Here is a 15806-nt window from a genome sequence, read left to right as displayed (position 1 = left end):
ATATTGAGCCATTAAGTAGGGCATTATCTATCGTAAGAGTGTAGCACGACAATGGGCACTAGATGACTTATAAAAGGCACAAATGCAAATCCTGACAAGATAAAAAATTATAGCTGAGTGTGGCAATTTTTAGTTTAAACCTTTTTCTACTAATCTCATATCAAAGTTAAATTTACTACTAGGCGAGAAAGTTGCCATTGGACTGTAAGACCCACATGAACGTTGTGTGAATATATGCGAAAATGTTGTGGCAACTGTAGTAATGCCTTTGGGTGGGATAGCTGATGTTGGGAGGCGCAACTATAAATCCCAATAAGATAAAATAACCTCTAAATTTAGCCATTTTTGGTTTAAGCCTTTAATATTTAAGGCGTAAAATGCCAAATTTAAAATCAAATTTTGAACTATTGGCAAGCATAATCTAGTGCGGCGTAATAACAACAGTGATAGTTTGGTTGCAGCCGAGGCTCTACTGCTAAATTTGAGCGCAAATTTTAAAAATCAAGGGGCTAAATTTAGTTATTTTGGGTTTAAATTTAAAAATTTGGACGCTATGATTTTAATAAGTAAGAAAATAATTTAAATTTGAAATTTGGCAGTAAATTTATCTAGTAAAGATAGCTTTTACAAGTAGAAGCCTATCGATTTAATAGTAAAGTTGGTTATATTTGATATGCCTCACTAAATTTAACTGCAAAACAAAATAAGATAGAAATTTATGGCTAAATTTGTTTGCTGTGGCTTAAATTTTGAAGCCACGATACTTAAAAAAGAGACTAAATTTAAAACGAAAGCGCTAAATTTGAGCTACCAGAAAAGATGCTTTTTTATAGTTTATGTTCTAGTGATGTTCTAATGGCTCGTGATAATTGGGGATAGCTGCGGTTGATAAGCACTTATTAAATTTGACCATAAATAGAAATTTGCGCCTAAATTTAAACATTTTTGGAGCCAAATTCTACTAGCAAATTTGTATCTTGAGTTAAATTTAAAGAGTAAAAACAGAGTTAATTATAAATTTGGGCTGTTAGAAAAATGGTTTCCTTGTGTCGCTTGCAGTGTTTTAAGAACTAGCGATAATGGAGTTGGTTGATTGCTCTACTCTCGTTAAATTTGACTACAAAACTTAGTGGCATGAAAATTTACGATGAAATTTAGTCGCTTCAGACATAAATCTAAAATTTTACTAGCAAATTTTTAGCCAAATTTACACTTGCTTCGAAATTTACTCAGCAATCAGCTTGTTCTAAAAGCGCCTTTAGATAGCATTTTGTTTTTTTGAAAAGATAGAAATTCTTTGCTTCGTATCTTTTAACTAGGCGATAAAGCGTGCCTAAATTTACGAAAATATAAATTGGTTTCATAGATAAATTCTAGCGCTAGTTGTTATTTCTGATAAGTGATATTTAGCGCCTTAGGGCAGGTTGATTAGACTAACTATGGGTCAAATTTAAGCCACAAGATGATTTTGATTAAAAGTAGCAAATGATCAAATTTAGCCCCCAAGCGAGGGCTAAATTTATATAAATTCTACAAAGATTGCAAAATTTTTGGTTTAGAAAACGCAGTGATCGGCTTGATCTCGCCTTTATATTTTTCCAAATTTGCAAGGATCGTGTGTCCGCAGTTGCTTTGAGCGATGCTAGATGTGCCTTTGTCGCGAGTTAGGACATTGACGCAGCCATGCTTGCAAAGGCTCTTCTCGCCTAGCACTTCAGGATCGTACCACGCACCCTCGCAGATGGCGATGACGTGCTCTGGTATGATGTCGGTGACTAGCGCGCCAACCAAAATTTCGCCCCTGTCGTTAAATACTCTCACCACGTCGCCAGTTGCGATGCCTTTTGCTTTGGCGTCATTTACGTTTATTAGCATTGGCTCGCGCGCGCATACTTCAGCGTAGTTTCTGATTATTGAGTTATTTAGCTGTGAGTGGAGGCGATATCTTGAGTGTGGGGTTGTGACGCTAAATGGATACTTTTTAGCCTTTTCGCTGCCAAGCCACTCAAACGGCTCGATCCAAGCAACGTGTGGCGCAAAGTCTTTATAGCCAAATTTAGCGATAGTTGGAGAGTAGAGCTCTATCTTGCCAGATGGCGTGCCTAGGCGGTTTTTGTGAGGATTTTCTCTAAAAGCGCTAAGCCTTGTGTAGTATCTGCTAGCTTCGTCATCTTGCTCAAATCTAACATATCCCTCTTTCCAAAACTCATCAAAGCTTGGCATCTTGACATTTATGCCTTTGGCTTGCTCGGCTGCGTCTGCGTAAAATTCTTTTGCCCAGCCAAGCTCATCTTTGCCCTCTGTAAAGACCTCTTCTCTGCCCCAGCGTTTGCAAATTTGTGAGCAGATCCAGTAATCGCTCCTGCTCTCGCCCATAGGCTCTACGACAGGCTTGTAAGCTACGATGTATTCGTTTGTAGGCACGCTTTGGTTGATGTCGTTTCTCTCGACTTCAAGGGCTACTGGCAAGACGATGTCACTTAGTTTTGCTGTGCTTGTCCAAAATGGCTCAGCGGTTATTACGGTGTCAAATTTACGCCACGCTTTTACGGCGTTATTTACATCCTGATGCCTTGTAAACATCGATCCAGACGCCATGTAAGCCACTCTCATGTGTGGTAGCTTGATCTTTGAGCCGTCATAGTCTATCTCTTTGCCGGGGTTTTGCAAAGCCTCGATCGATCTTGAAGATGGGATGGTGACGTTTTTAAATTTCTTCCAAGGAGCGCCATCTACGTTGTCGTATTTTTCGCTGATGCTGGTGCTTATGCCTTTTAGTGACGGAGCGATCTTGTCTGTAGCGCCATTTGCGTAGTAGAGGTTAAACTCAAATCCAAGACCCTCTTTGCCTATCTGACCTAGCATCGCGCTAAGTGTTACGATGCCCCAAAAGCCCATCTCGCCGTGATCTTGTCTTTGAAGTGACCTGCCTGCGATGATGACGCTTGGCTCTTTTGCAAGCGCTGTTGCAAATTTAGCGATATCTTCGGCTTTTACGCCACAAATTTTGCTCGCCCAGTTGATATCTTTTACCACCTTGTCGGTTGTGCCAAGTAGATAGTCTTTAAATTTATTAAAGCCAACTGTGTATTTTTTGATAAATTCTTCGTCATAAAGCTTGTTTTCATATAGATAGTGGCACATGCCAAGCATCATTGCTACGTCGGTATTTGGACGAACGATGATAGCTTCAGAGTCAAGGTATCTTGTGGTGTCGTTTTTAAAGACGCAAACGCTATAAGTTTTTATGCCTGCCTCTTTTATCTTTTTGATGCCAAGATAGCCATCATGTGTTGGTGGCTGCCATGAAATTTGATCAGTTACAAGTGGGTCAGTGCCCCAAAATACAACATTTTTAGCGTTTTTAGCGATAGCCTCCCACTTTGTCGGAGCATCATAAACGGCGCTGTTGCCTAGGACGTGAAGCATGATAACAAGGCCAGCACCCGTTGAGTAGTCGCCGCTCTCTTCTACATATCCGCCAAGCACTTTTAGCATCCTGTGACCAACAGTCCTACCCCAGCTGATCTTGCCGCTACCGCCCCACCAGTAGCACTCGCCGTAGATGCTCTCAGGGCCATACTTATCAAAATTTTCTTTTAAGGCTTTTGCTGCTAGATCAAGGGCAGTATCCCAGCTAACGCGCACAAATTCCTCTTTGCCACGAAGCTCGCTCTTTGCTGCGCCTTTTGCTTTTAAATAGCTCTTTCTTACGTATGGATAGAGCACGCGGCTCTCGTTTTGGATGAGGTCTGGCAAGCTGTTGTTCATGGTATTTGGAAATTTATCGCCCTCAAATGGATCGACGGAGACGATTTGGTTTGAGTTGGTATTTGCCCAAAATAGACCAAATCTATTTGCGCCAAAGGTCTTGTTTTGGTCAAAAATGGTCTTAGTCACGCCCTCTATCTTGTTTGCCTGCGCCGCTGTGGCAGCAAGTGCAGAAAATTTTATAAAATCTCGTCTTTTCATATTTTCTCCCTTATGAAAATTTATTTTACTTTTTTGGCATTGTGTTGTAGGTATTTAAGCACTAAATTTAGATCAGTTTCATCAAGTGCAACAAATTTCGCATCGACCATGCCTTGTAAATTTGCTGGCCACTGAGCAGCTGTAAAGCTGTTTGGCTCATGCAGTCTGTGACATGCCGAGCAGGTCTCTTCGTAAATTTTCTTTGCCTTTGCATAAAGCTCTTTTTGGTTGCCACCAAGCGCGTCATTTGGCACTTCATAAACGCCATCAGCTTGGTACCAAACCTCGCCGTAGTCATCTTCAAGGTCTTTTACTTTTTTGAAATTTGCCTCGCTCTCGTCATCAAAAGCTACAAAAACTTCAGGGTCTTCTACGCTTCTTTGAAGCTGGGCCAAGTAGTTTGCCGACACTACACCACCAACCTTGATCTTACTCGTTTTATCGCCTTTTTCGACGACTTCAACTGGCGTTAAAACCTCGATCTTACCGATCATCTTACCATCAAGTGTTATGTTCGCATCTTTTGCGATCACATCAGCACCAAAGGCAAGACTACAAGCTAGCACTGGAGCTAAAAATAGCATTTTCATTTGACAATCCTTAAAAAAAGAAATTAAATGAATTTTATAACCAGCACGCTTAAAATTATATTGATATATTTAGAGAAAAGTGAGTATTTTAGGGGATTTGAAAGGGCTAAAGTAAATTTAAAGTTATAAAAATAGGGCGATTGCTCGCCCAAATTTACTTTAAGGATTATTTCTTCATCTGGATAGCAGTTTGTATCATCTCATCACTTGTCGTGATGCTTTTTGCGCTCGCTTCGTAGGCCTTTTGCGTGACGATCACCTCGCTTAGTGCTTGACCAAGATCGACGTTACTCATCTCAAGCTTGTTTGCTAAAATTTGCGCCCCATAAACGGTCTCGCCAGCTTTGTTTTTGTAAAAAAATGGCTCGCCAGAGTTGGCTGTGGCTTCATAAAGGTTGTCGCCCACTTTTGCCACGCCTTGGTCATTTATAAAGTGATAAAGGGCCACTTTTGCCACTGGAAATGCTCGCGTATTGTCGAAATTTGCCATGATGTTGCCACGATCATCGACGCTATACTTTGATAAAAGCCCCTCAGCGTAGCCATCTCTTTTTATATTAAAGTCTTTTCTGGCGTTTGCTGAGCTCATCATGCCGTTATAAACGTCCGCATCGCCGTCACCCTCGAAGTTTAAATTTACGCCGCCAACGCTTGTTAGTGTATTTGCCACAAGCCTGCCACTGCCATTAAATGTAAGCGAGCCCATTGCTGTATTTTGCACGGCTCCGCTAGCATCAGTTATCGTTGCCACCGCGTCCCAGATAGTCTGGTCGCCAGTTTGTGGGATCTGCTTGGTTAAATTTATAGTGACCAAGCTCTTTGTGCCGTCTGCGTTGTATATGTCAGAGGTTAGTTTCTCTTTGTTTGGCACTTCGACAAGCGATGTGATCTCGGCATTTACCTCTAAATTTGCAAAGTCCATAAATTTCAAATTTTTATCATTTATCTGCCATGTGCCGTCACCCTCAAGCGTGGTAGAAAACTCACTAAATTTACCGTCGCCGTCTTTGACCTTGACGACTATGCTATCGCCTGGCTTTGCACCAAGGCTTGTCGTGCTTAGCGGGATCTGTCCGTTTAGCGAGATCGTCTTGTTTATATTATCAAGCGTGTAGGCGTATTGGCTAGCATCAAGCGCTGTCGTTTTTTTATCTGTTATGCGGCTTGAGTTTAGGTTGCCTTTTAGGCTGATTTTTGTAGTGGCCTCAGCTGGCATAAATAAAAAATGAGGCAGTGTTATGCTCTTTTGCGAGCCAGGATCGCCCAGACTTAGCTCCTCTTGCGAGACTGTGTAAGCTTGTGGGGCGCTTGAGGTTTGACCATATTTTTTAAGAGCGGTTGCACTTGGCGTGGTCGGAGTGAAATTTGCAAGCGTGCCAAGGAGTAAATTTCCCCTAGTATCTACTAAATTTCCAGCCGCGTCTATGTCAAAAGTGCCTGTTCTTGTGTAGTAGTTTTTGCCTGTTTTATCGACAACGCCAAAGAAGCCATCTCCGCCTATGGCAAGGTCAAAGTTGTTATCAGTGCTTTGAAAGCTACCATTTGACATGTCAAGCGCAGTCGTTTGCTTGGTAGCTCCAAGTCCCACTTGATCGCTAGTTGGGCCGCTTCCTGCTGAGACTAGGTTTTGGTTGATTAAATTTTTAAACTCAGGGATTGAAGCTTTGAAACCGACATTATTTATGTTTGAGATGTTGTTTGACCAAACATCCATGCCAAAGCTTTGCGTCTTGATGCCGCTAACCCCGTTGTAAAAACCTCTCATCATGGCTTTTAGCCCTCGTAATATTCAGATACTTTATCCATTGAAACGTATTCGCCAGCTACCTTCATCATAGCTTTGCCATCTACAAATTTCACCGCTTCGACTGGGTAGTTGCCTACTTGTGTTTTATACTCTTTGCCATCTTTGCCAGTGTAAGTCGCTGAAATGGTGTATGAGCCATTTGGCACTTGGTTGCCAGACGCGTCTTTACCGTCCCAAGCTAGGTTATGAACGCCTGCATTTGTCTCATTTAGATCAGTTGTTCTTACGACTTGACCATTTGCATTTTTGACCTCGATTTTGCCATTTGCAAGATCTGTCTTAAAGTAAAGCGCAAAATTTGCATCTTTTTTCTCATCTGTTAGTGTGACTGCATTTGAGCCAGTTGAGACCATCTTGCCAAGGGCTGAGATAGCGTAGGCATTTGCGTTTGATTTTAGCTGACTTACTAGCTCTTTCATCGCTTTGTTTGTGTTTTCTTGCATCTCGACTGACGCTAGCTGGCTAGTTTGCGTTAGCATCTTTTCAGTATCCATAGGGCTTGTTGGGTCTTGGTGCTGAAGCTCTGTTAAAAGTAGCTTCATAAATGCATCTTTATCTAGCTGTCCATTTGGATTAGTTCCTGTGCTAGCTGCAGCGTCTTGTCTTGCTTTTGCCTTTTTCTCGGCGTTTTTTTGCTGTGTTGTTTGTGTAGTTATATCTGAAACTGAAGCCATAATCTCTCCTAAATATATCTTGGTATTACTAGCTCAAGCAAGCTTTGTTCCGCTTGAGCATTTTCGCTCTCGTCGTTTTGATTTGAGCTGTATTTGTTCTTTGCTTGTTCTCTTTTTTCTTGTCTTTGGTTTTGATCTGAGAAATTCATTTCAAGCTCGGTAAATCCCATATTTACAAGGCTGTTTTTAAACTCAGCTTGGTTTTGTAAAAAGAGGTTCATCGTAGCTGTAGTTGAGCTAAAATTTATATGCAAATTATTGCCGCGATTTACCATTGTGATCTCGACCTCGCCTAAATTTAGCGGATTAAGCGTGATGTTAAAGCGAGTGATCGGCGCTTTGTAGTTTTGCACCTGCTCTTTTAGCGTAGAAGAGAAGTTGCTAAGTGTCTCTTTTATCTCCGCCTTTGTTTGAAGCTGGTGTTTAGCGCTGTTTGCGATATCTTTTACCATTTGATTTAGCTCTGATTTATTATCACTGCTAAAGGTCTCCTCGCTTTGCTCAGCCTCTCTCATCTGCTCTCTTTCTAGAAAGAGTAGCGACTCAAGAGTTGGGGCTTTTTGCGCCTTTTGCTCGTGTAAATTTACCTTTACTTTTGGCTCTTTTGGCTGCTCATCTGGCTCAACGTCCACTATCTCATCATCAAGCTTTACTTCACTATCATCTAGCTTTTTAGGCTCTTCTTTGACTAAATTTTTAACTTCGCTGACTGGATTTGCCACCACCTCTTTTAGCAAAGTATCAAGCTTTACGACCTCTTTTGGCTCGTTTTTGATGATAGTTTGCTCGACCTCGTTTTTTAGCTCTTTTAGATAAAAAGGCTTGTCCTCAGTCTTTATCGGCGTGAAAAATTCCTGCTTGCCCAAATTTTTAAACATCTCGTTTAGTTTTGGCACATCTTCATTTGAAATTTCTATATTTTCAAGACCAAGGTCAAATTTCTTAGCAAGGTCGATAAGATCGCTAACGCTTTTAACGTTGCTAAGCTCTTCGACGTTTTGGGGCACACTTAAGAAATTTGCTATTTTGTCGCTGAAATTTGGAAATTTACTTACCTTTTCATTGCCATTTAGTATCTCTAAAACTTGCAAAAGCTGCATGAAATTTGCATTTTCATAGAGCTCATTTTTTGTATCTTCGTCCAAATTTTCTTCAAGTGCGGCCGAAATTTTTGCCACGCTTTCGTTTTGCGCCTTTTCTATCGTCTCTTTTTGGATATCAACAGTTTTTACTATCTCTTTGACATCCTTTTCAGTGATCTTTTGACCGCTATTTGCTTTGCTCGCAGCCGCATCCAAAACCATCGACAAAAACTCGCCGTTGTTTTGAGACTTCTTCGCAGCTGCAGGCTTTTTGGTAGCCGCAGGAGCTAGCAAATCTACGTTGTTTTTCGCTGTGTAAGCTTGCATTTAATCCCTTTAAATTTAAAAACTTAACGCTTACATGCAAAATCTATTCCAAAAATTAATTTCTTGATATCAGCTTAAAATTTATAAAAATTTGGATATAATCTGCCCCTATTTTAAAACTGATAAAGCGAAAAATATCAAACTAATAAACGGAGAAACATTTGGAAAAGATACGAAATATAGCCGTTATCGCGCACGTCGACCACGGTAAGACAACAATGGTTGATGAGCTTTTGAAGCAGTCAGGAACATTTAACGAGCATCAAAACCTTGGCGAGCGTGTAATGGATAGCAACGACATCGAAAGAGAGCGTGGCATCACGATCCTTTCTAAAAACACCGCCATTCGCTACAAAGATACAAAGATCAACATCATCGACACCCCAGGCCACGCCGACTTTGGTGGCGAGGTAGAGCGTGTTCTTAAGATGGTTGATGGCGTTTTACTACTTGTCGATGCGCAAGAAGGTGTTATGCCACAAACTAAATTTGTCGTCAAAAAGGCGCTCTCACTTGGACTTCGCCCAATCGTCGTCGTAAATAAGATAGATAAGCCTGCAGGCGATCCAGACCGCGTTATAAATGAAATTTTTGACCTTTTTGTCGCACTTGACGCAAATGACGAGCAGCTAGAGTTTCCAGTCGTTTATGCAGCTGCTAAAAATGGCTACGCAAAGCTAAAACTAAGCGATGAAAACAAAGATATGCAGCCACTTTTTGAGACTATCCTAGCTCACGTACCAGCTCCAAGCGGCAGCGACGAGAACCCACTTCAGCTTCAAGTTTTCACGCTTGATTATGACAACTATGTCGGCAAGATCGGCATTGCGAGGATTTTTAACGGCAAGATAGCTAAAAACCAAAATGTTATGCTTGCAAAGGCTGATGGCACGAAGACAACTGGCAGAATTTCAAAACTCATCGGCTTTATGGGACTTGATAGGATCGATATAAACGAGGCTGGCACTGGCGACATCGTAGCGATCGCTGGCTTTGAAGCGCTTGACGTTGGCGATAGCGTCGTTGATCCAAACAACCCTCATCCGCTTGATCCGCTCCATATCGAAGAGCCAACACTTAGCGTTGTATTTTCTGTAAATGATGGCCCACTTGCAGGCACTGAGGGCAAACACGTCACATCAAACAAGATCGATGAGCGCCTTGCAAACGAGATGAAGACAAATATCGCGATGAAGTATGAAAACATCGGCGAGGGCAAATTTAAAGTAAGCGGCCGTGGTGAGCTTCAGATCACCATTTTGGCTGAAAATATGCGCCGCGAGGGCTATGAGTTTTTACTTGGCAGACCTGAAGTCATCGTAAAAGAGATAAACGGCGTAAAATGCGAGCCATACGAGCTTTTAGTGATCGACGCACCTGATGATACGACAGGTACAGTCATAGAAAAACTTGGCAAAAGAAAGGCTGAAATGGTCTCTATGAACCCAACAGGCGACGGCCAAACAAGGATAGAATTTGAGATCCCAGCTCGCGGACTTATCGGCTTTAGAAGCCAGTTTTTGACTGATACAAAGGGCGAGGGCGTTATGAACCACAGCTTTTTGGAGTTTAGACCACTTAGCGGCACCGTCGAGCACAGAACAAATGGCGCTTTAGTTTCTATGGAAAACGGCGTAACGCTTGCTTATTCGCTATTTAACTTACAAGATCGTGGCGTGCTATTTCTTGATCCACAAGCAAAAGTCTATGTGGGTATGATCATCGGCGAGCATAGCCGTCCAAACGACCTTGACGTAAACCCAATAAAAGGCAAAAACCTAACAAACGTGCGTGCAAGCGGTAGCGACGATGCGATCAAACTAGTACCGCCTAGAAAGCTAAGCCTTGAGCGCGCTCTTGAGTGGATAGAAGATGACGAGCTAGTCGAGGTTACGCCTATAAATATCCGCGTTCGCAAGCGCTATTTAGACCCAACAGAGCGCAAAAGAAAAGCAAAACTATAATCGAAATTTGCTAGCAAAAATCCCTTTGGTGCCAGCCAAAGGGGCTAGCAAGTGAAATTTAAACCCCAAAACCAAATTTAATAATCTAGTAAGAAAATTGATTTGTAAATTTATCTGCTTGTACCAAATGGTGCTGGTTAAATTTAGTCAAATTTAGGGCTTGGCTGCTTTAAATTTATAAAGACTGTTTTTGTCTGCGAAAAGCAACTAGCTGTGGTTAGTGAATTTACTTATTTAAATTTGCAAAATGGCTAAATTTAGGTTTTGAGAGCTATTAAATTTACTTATTTGACTATCTCTGCACCCAAATTTTGGCAGTGGCTAAAATTTTAAATTTGTGGTTTGAGTGATTTTGCTTGTGCGATTGTAGTGATGTTGCGTCGAATGGCTACTTTGTTCGCACAAATGAGCTAAATTTAGTGAAATTTGACTTTTGCCTCAAAATTTATGCAAGCTGGGAGTTTGTAAATTTAGTTGCATGTCAAATTTATATCAGCTAGTGTTTGAATAAAAAGAGAATGCAGTAGTTGGCAGAATTTAAATTTCTATGAGGCGGATTTGAAGTGAGCTTTATGGTGAAAAAGCAGACTAAATTTAATGAAATTTAGTCCTTTCTTACTCCAAATTTATGCGAGTTGCAGAGCCTGAATGACTTAAATTTGGTCTTAGTGGGCAATTTTAGATATTGGCGCAAATTTATATCAGCCAGTGCTTGGCTAAAGCATCTGGCAGACTTTAAATTTCAAAATGTAGTCTGGAGCGAGGCTTATAATACGAGACAGGTTAAATTTAGTTTGGATATTTGTAAATTTATCTAATTAGTAGATTAAATTTTAGAGCTTGTCTAAAAAACTAGCTTTTAAAACCGCTCTTACAAGCTGTGAAATTTAGCAAATTTATCATTTCAAACTACAAAAACCACCTAAATTTAAGAAAAGTGCAGGGTGCAAATTTAACTAGCGGATCTTTTTTAGTTTGGATTTTGAAATTTTATAAATTTTTGATGGCATATCTTCAAAAAATCGTTCATCAACAACTTCATCAGCCACGCTTTTTGCCCAAGCTTCATCAAATTTCATACCATTTTTGTTTGCGCTACTTGAGTAAAGCCAGTCAAATTTGCTTAGGAATTTCTCATGTTCGCACTCTTTTACGACCCTGATCGCCTTTAAATTTGGATATAAAAATGTCGTCTTTCTCGAGCGACGGATGAAATTTTTATACTTTTTTGGCGCTCTTGCAAGCTCACGTAAAACGCTAAATTTAGCCGTCGTAATGAGGCAAGGTTTGCCCTCACTTCGCATTTTGGCGTGGTTTATCTCCTTGTAGTCTTTGCTTAAAAAGCCAGCTGTCGTGTCAGTTTGCGCTAGGTATATCATCTCTCTTCTTTGAAAGTAAAAATATGCATGATATGATGAGAGCAAAGCCTAAAAAGTCCCAAAAGACGAACTTTGTCCCAAGCCAAAAGTAGCCAAAAAAGGCCGCGCTTAGTGGCTCTATGCAGGCTATCATGCTAGCTTTCGAGGCGCCTATGAGCTTAACTCCAGTCATATAAAAGCTAAATGCAAATATCGTGCCAAGCGTGATGACAGCAAAAAATGCAAGCCACTGCGCCGTGCCACTAAGCCCAGCAAACTCCCACACCCTCATATAAAGGCAAAGCACCACGCCACCTATCACCATGCCCCAGCCAAGGGTCAGAGCTACGGAGTATTTGGAGTTTAGCCTTGTGGGTGCAAGGTTATAAACGCAGACGCAAACGGCGCTTACCAAGCACCAAAATAGCGCCTTTGGCGAGATAACAAGAGATGAAATTTGAGCGTGCGTGGCTAGGAAAAAGACCCCAAGCATCGCGCAGAGTAGTGCCAAAATTTCAAGCGGTCTTGGCGCTCGCCTCTCTTTTAGGCAGATGATAGCTAGGATGAGAACTGGGGCTGTGTACTGAATGACGGTCGCAACTGCGGCGTTTGAGAGCTCAATCGAGTAAAAATAAGCATACTGCGTCATCATGAGCCCAAGTATGGCGTATATAAGAAGCTCTGCTAGCAGTTTTATGTCAGTAAGTGGCGCAAAAACGGCCTTTGGAGCCTTAAAAGCGTAGTAAAGCACGATAAAAGCACCAGCTAGTAAGAGCCTATAAGGTACTAGAAAATCAGCGCTTATACCCTGCGAGAAAAGATACTGCCCACAAACTCCACTAAACCCCCAAAGAACGCCACCAACTAGCGTAAGAAGCACTCCAAGTTGATGGCTGGACATTAAATTTATCTATCTTTATGTAGCTGGGCGTCTTTGCCGTAGTGAGGCGAATAAGGCCCATAAAGTATGCAGTCGTGGCAGTTTCTAGAAAAGAGGTAGGCATCGGCTCTTACTGCTAGGTCGTATGATCTATCTGAGATGGTGTTTGCCACCTGCGTGATGACGGCTGAGACTAGCATGCCAAGCAGGCTGTTTTGCCCATTACTGCTATCCTCTGCAGCTTCTGCCTCGCCCTGCCAGAGTGTCGCGCCACTTTTTATATCGACTAGCTTTGCTTCAAGCACTACCTTTGTAGAGCTAGAGACCACGACGTAGCTCGTGCCGTAGTCTTTGATGTTTATGTAAAGCACACTATCGGCGTGAAAAATTTTATCAAGCTTATTTAGGGGCACGGCTGCGATCTCGCTTGGCTCGGTTATGCCATTTTGCTTAAATGTATCATTTACAAGAGCCACTGGAAATACATAGTATCCAGCCTCGCTAAGTGGGGCTACTGAGTTAGCCAAAACCGCTGCTGAGCCAGCAACCTCGGTGCTATCGTTTGTTGGCATGAGCACTAGGATGGAGCGTGGCTTTTTTTGTAAAAAGGCTGAGTAGTCGTATGGCTCAGGCTCTTTGAAAGAACAACCCGCAAAAAATATCGCAAGAAGTGTCACAGCTATAAATTTCAGGCTATTTTTCATCTTTCGCTCCCTCTTTTTTGCTCTGCTTTTTCGGGGTTAAATTTTTAGAGCCTTTGATGAAATTTATAAATTCTTTTGACTCTGGGAAATTTTGCACCTCTTTGTCAAAATTTGCATTTGCAGCGCCTAAATTTCCATTATTTAAGTATAAAAGTCCAAGGTGCGCATAAAGCCCTGGCGCAACCTTGTAGCCCCTTTGGGTTGAGGTTTGCACCAAATTTTCTAAGCGTGAAATTTGCTCGGTTGCGTCGCCATCTTCGTTTAGATAGCTATATAGCGAGCTGCTATATGTGCCGTCCCAGTAGTAAAGCGACCTTGGGCCACCTGCGTTGCCACATCCAGCTAGCAATATCGCGAAAAGTGCAAGGCTGGCAAGCCCTATTTTACTTGCCATGCTCCGCTTTCTATGCCATTTACTAGGTTATTTACCGCTTCAACTATCGCTAGGCTTAGCACCTTGCCATTTAGCGTAGAGTCGTATCCTGCGGTGCCGCCAAAGCCGATGATCTCTCTGTTTGAAAGGGTGTATTCGCCAGCGCCGCTAACTGAATAGACGACCTCTGCGGTTTTAGTATCGACTACGTTTAAATTTACCTTTGAGTAGGCGGTTTGCTTTTTGCCTTTGCCAAGTATGCCAAATAGCTGGTGATCGCCTGTTGTCTTGCGTCCAAACTCAGTCACATCGCCAGTTATGACGTATCTTGAGCCTTTTAAATTTTGAGCCTCTTTGCTTAGCTCGCTCTCTTGTTTGAGGACTGACATATTTGATCTTTCAAGCACCGAAAATCTACCGCTTTGCTGTAAATTTGTGATCAAGATGCTTTGAGCTTGGTTGCCAAGTCTATCCTCGTTATCACTAAAAACGCCACTATTGTAGTTTGATTGGTTATTAAAGCGGCCAATAGAAACTGAGACTTTTTTACCGTTATAAACTGAGCCGTAGCTTGCTACTTTTGGAGTTTCGACCACTCTTGAGCTCTCGCTTGCACATCCAGCAAAAAGTGCTGCGATCACTAGAGCTGCACTAAATTTTAAAACATTTTTCATCTTTATCCTTTGTGACAAAATCGTGTGTATATTACTACTTTTTTTTAAATGGCTTGAAATTTCATCCACGTGCCATTTGCGTATCTACGCACAAAGAGCACCGCCTTTACCGCCCAGTCGGCAAACATCGCAAACCAAGTGCCTATCATGCCAAGATCAAACGTGAGCGAAAATATATAAGCTAGCACGATCCTACAGGCAAACATGCAGGCTAAATTTACTATCATCGGATATTTTGCGTCCCCAGCAGCTCGAAAAACGGTCGGATAGGTGTAGGCAAGTGGCCAGATGAGGCACATCGCGATGCCGTGATACCAGACGATCTGCCTTGTTAAATTTATGGCCTCGCTTGAGAGATTATAAACGCGAAGTAGCGGCTCAAGAAGTAGTAAAACAACAGCCGTGCTAAAAAGCTGCACGATGTAGATGCTTAGCATCGATTTTCTCACGTAAAATTTAGCCTGATTAAAGTCATTTGCACCGATGCATCTAGCCACGACGACGCTTAGACCTGTGCCTATCGCCATGCCAGGGAGCACCTGAAACATCACGATCGTCCCGCCCACGGCATTTGCAGCGATGCTTGCCGTGCCAAAGAGCGAAACAAGGCTCAAAACGATGATGCGACCCACGTAAAACATCGAATTTTCAAAGCCATAAGGCACGCCGATATTTAAAATTTTCTTGATGATCTCGTAGTCAAATTTATAGACAAGGCTCTTTCTTATGTGAAGTTTTAGCTTTATATCAAGTAGCAGATAGACGATGACAAAGCAAGCGATCGCCCTTGCTATGAGCGTGCTAATGGCGATACCAAGCACCCCTGTGTGAAATGTGTAGATGCTAATGGCAGTTAGCAGCACATTTAGTAAATTTGCAGCCGCCATGATATACATAGGTAGCTTTGCGTTTGACATCGTGCGAAAGATCGCCGCAGCTGCTGCATAGACGGCTAAAAAGGGCGCTGAAATGGCGGAGAAAACGAGATAGTGGCTAGCATCGCTCCTCACTTGCTCTCCGATATCGCCAAAGACTTTATCTAAGATGAGGTCTTTTAAAAGGATGATGGCAATGGCTATAAAGATTGCGAAAATTAGGCTAAACCAAACTAGCTGATCGGCGGTATTTCTGGCGTTGCCGCTTTGTTTGCTACCTAGATATTGGCTAGCGACCACCGAGCCACCAGTGGCTATGGCGGTAAATATGCTAATAAATAGCGCCATGACAAACTCCACAAGGCTTACTGCACTCACCGCACTTTCGCTAACGCTTGCTGCCATTAGCGAGTTTGCAAGGCCTAGGCTATACTCTAAAAACTGCTCTACGGCGATAGGGAAAAAGAGCCTTGCGAGGTCGGCATTTGAGAAAAATCTCTGCTCGTTTGTCAAATTTTTCAAATTT

Annotated in this window: 14 protein-coding genes; 2 read left to right on the top strand and 12 right to left on the bottom strand. The window is 42.1% G+C overall.

All coding sequences use genetic code 11. From position 1 onward, the window contains the following. Positions 1-1229: 1229 nt before the first annotated feature. The 6 genes from F3G88_RS10600 to fliK form a co-directional block, all read right to left on the bottom strand. Positions 1230-1364, bottom strand: a complete 135-nt coding sequence (locus F3G88_RS10600) for a hypothetical protein (protein WP_262974777.1) — start codon at positions 1362-1364, stop codon at positions 1230-1232. A gap of 166 nt (positions 1365-1530) precedes the next feature. Beyond that, complete coding sequence (locus F3G88_RS01660) at positions 1531-3972, bottom strand: molybdopterin-dependent oxidoreductase (RefSeq protein ID WP_149715206.1); 2442 nt, start codon at positions 3970-3972, stop codon at positions 1531-1533. A 20-nt stretch (positions 3973-3992) separates the two neighbouring features. After that, positions 3993-4562, bottom strand: coding sequence for a hypothetical protein (locus F3G88_RS01655; protein WP_149715205.1), 570 nt, complete (start codon positions 4560-4562; stop codon positions 3993-3995). Positions 4563-4728: 166 nt separating this feature from the next. Then, a complete protein-coding gene (locus F3G88_RS01650) occupies positions 4729-6330 on the bottom strand; it encodes a flagellar hook-basal body complex protein (RefSeq protein ID WP_149715204.1) in 1602 nt (533 codons plus the stop codon). Between the two features lie 5 nt (positions 6331-6335). Further along, positions 6336-7043 (bottom strand): flagellar basal body rod modification protein, encoded by a 708-nt coding sequence (locus F3G88_RS01645; RefSeq protein WP_148785641.1) that lies wholly within the window; start codon positions 7041-7043, stop codon positions 6336-6338. Between the two features lie 8 nt (positions 7044-7051). Beyond that, the gene (gene fliK / locus F3G88_RS01640; RefSeq protein WP_149715203.1) at positions 7052-8452 is read right to left on the bottom strand and encodes a flagellar hook-length control protein FliK; all 1401 of its coding nucleotides are present in this window, start codon (positions 8450-8452) and stop codon (positions 7052-7054) included. 161 nt (positions 8453-8613) lie between these two features. On the opposite strand from fliK, the gene typA reads away from it, so the two are divergent. Together typA and F3G88_RS10160 are read left to right on the top strand one after the other, a co-directional pair. Beyond that, positions 8614-10416 (top strand): translational GTPase TypA, encoded by a 1803-nt coding sequence (gene typA, locus F3G88_RS01635; protein WP_035142358.1) that lies wholly within the window; start codon positions 8614-8616, stop codon positions 10414-10416. Between the two features lie 356 nt (positions 10417-10772). After that, on the top strand, positions 10773-10916 hold the full coding sequence (locus F3G88_RS10160; protein WP_188117445.1) for a hypothetical protein: 144 nt from the start codon (positions 10773-10775) through the stop codon (positions 10914-10916). 456 nt (positions 10917-11372) lie between these two features. Here F3G88_RS10160 and F3G88_RS01630 read toward each other — a convergent pair whose 3' ends face one another. The 6 genes from F3G88_RS01630 to F3G88_RS01605 are packed head-to-tail and all read right to left on the bottom strand — an operon-like array spanning position 11373 to position 15802. Continuing rightward, positions 11373-11795 (bottom strand): Sua5 YciO YrdC YwlC family protein, encoded by a 423-nt coding sequence (locus F3G88_RS01630; RefSeq protein ID WP_149715202.1) that lies wholly within the window; start codon positions 11793-11795, stop codon positions 11373-11375. Further along, positions 11773-12675 (bottom strand): DMT family transporter, encoded by a 903-nt coding sequence (locus tag F3G88_RS01625; protein ID WP_149715201.1) that lies wholly within the window; start codon positions 12673-12675, stop codon positions 11773-11775. Before F3G88_RS01625 ends, F3G88_RS01630 begins: the two co-directional genes overlap by 23 nt. 5 nt (positions 12676-12680) lie before the next feature. After that, positions 12681-13358: a DUF799 domain-containing protein gene (locus F3G88_RS01620; protein WP_149715200.1), complete on the bottom strand. Its 678-nt coding sequence runs from the start codon at positions 13356-13358 to the stop codon at positions 12681-12683. Continuing rightward, positions 13348-13752 (bottom strand): DUF4810 domain-containing protein, encoded by a 405-nt coding sequence (locus F3G88_RS01615; RefSeq protein ID WP_149715199.1) that lies wholly within the window; start codon positions 13750-13752, stop codon positions 13348-13350. The genes F3G88_RS01620 and F3G88_RS01615 overlap by 11 nt, the downstream gene beginning before the upstream one ends. Beyond that, positions 13737-14405 (bottom strand): CsgG/HfaB family protein, encoded by a 669-nt coding sequence (locus F3G88_RS01610; protein WP_103645861.1) that lies wholly within the window; start codon positions 14403-14405, stop codon positions 13737-13739. Before F3G88_RS01610 ends, F3G88_RS01615 begins: the two co-directional genes overlap by 16 nt. 44 nt (positions 14406-14449) lie before the next feature. Continuing rightward, positions 14450-15802, bottom strand: coding sequence for an MATE family efflux transporter (locus tag F3G88_RS01605; RefSeq protein WP_149715198.1), 1353 nt, complete (start codon positions 15800-15802; stop codon positions 14450-14452). Between the last annotated feature and the right edge of the window lie 4 nt (positions 15803-15806).

It is taken from the genome of Campylobacter concisus, assembly GCF_902460675.1.
Taxonomy (GTDB): Bacteria; Campylobacterota; Campylobacteria; order Campylobacterales; family Campylobacteraceae; genus Campylobacter_A; species Campylobacter_A concisus_AJ.
The sequence above is the reverse complement of the archived record's forward strand: the minus strand, read 5'-3'. Positions and strand labels throughout refer to the sequence as shown.

What these genes read in the sequence shown, in the direction of transcription:
- F3G88_RS10600 (WP_262974777.1), bottom strand. Translation starts at nt 1,364, where the DNA reads ATGAAACCAATTTATATTTTCGTAAATTTAGGCACGCTTTATCGCCTA.
- F3G88_RS01660 (WP_149715206.1), bottom strand. Translation starts at nt 3,972, where the DNA reads ATGAAAAGACGAGATTTTATAAAATTTTCTGCACTTGCTGCCACAGCG.
- F3G88_RS01655 (WP_149715205.1), bottom strand. Translation starts at nt 4,562, where the DNA reads ATGAAAATGCTATTTTTAGCTCCAGTGCTAGCTTGTAGTCTTGCCTTT.
- F3G88_RS01650 (WP_149715204.1), bottom strand. Translation starts at nt 6,330, where the DNA reads ATGATGAGAGGTTTTTACAACGGGGTTAGCGGCATCAAGACGCAAAGC.
- F3G88_RS01645 (WP_148785641.1), bottom strand. Translation starts at nt 7,043, where the DNA reads ATGGCTTCAGTTTCAGATATAACTACACAAACAACACAGCAAAAAAAC.
- fliK (WP_149715203.1), bottom strand. Translation starts at nt 8,452, where the DNA reads ATGCAAGCTTACACAGCGAAAAACAACGTAGATTTGCTAGCTCCTGCG.
- F3G88_RS01630 (WP_149715202.1), bottom strand. Translation starts at nt 11,795, where the DNA reads ATGATATACCTAGCGCAAACTGACACGACAGCTGGCTTTTTAAGCAAA.
- F3G88_RS01625 (WP_149715201.1), bottom strand. Translation starts at nt 12,675, where the DNA reads ATGTCCAGCCATCAACTTGGAGTGCTTCTTACGCTAGTTGGTGGCGTT.
- F3G88_RS01620 (WP_149715200.1), bottom strand. Translation starts at nt 13,358, where the DNA reads ATGAAAAATAGCCTGAAATTTATAGCTGTGACACTTCTTGCGATATTT.
- F3G88_RS01615 (WP_149715199.1), bottom strand. Translation starts at nt 13,752, where the DNA reads ATGGCAAGTAAAATAGGGCTTGCCAGCCTTGCACTTTTCGCGATATTG.
- F3G88_RS01610 (WP_103645861.1), bottom strand. Translation starts at nt 14,405, where the DNA reads ATGAAAAATGTTTTAAAATTTAGTGCAGCTCTAGTGATCGCAGCACTT.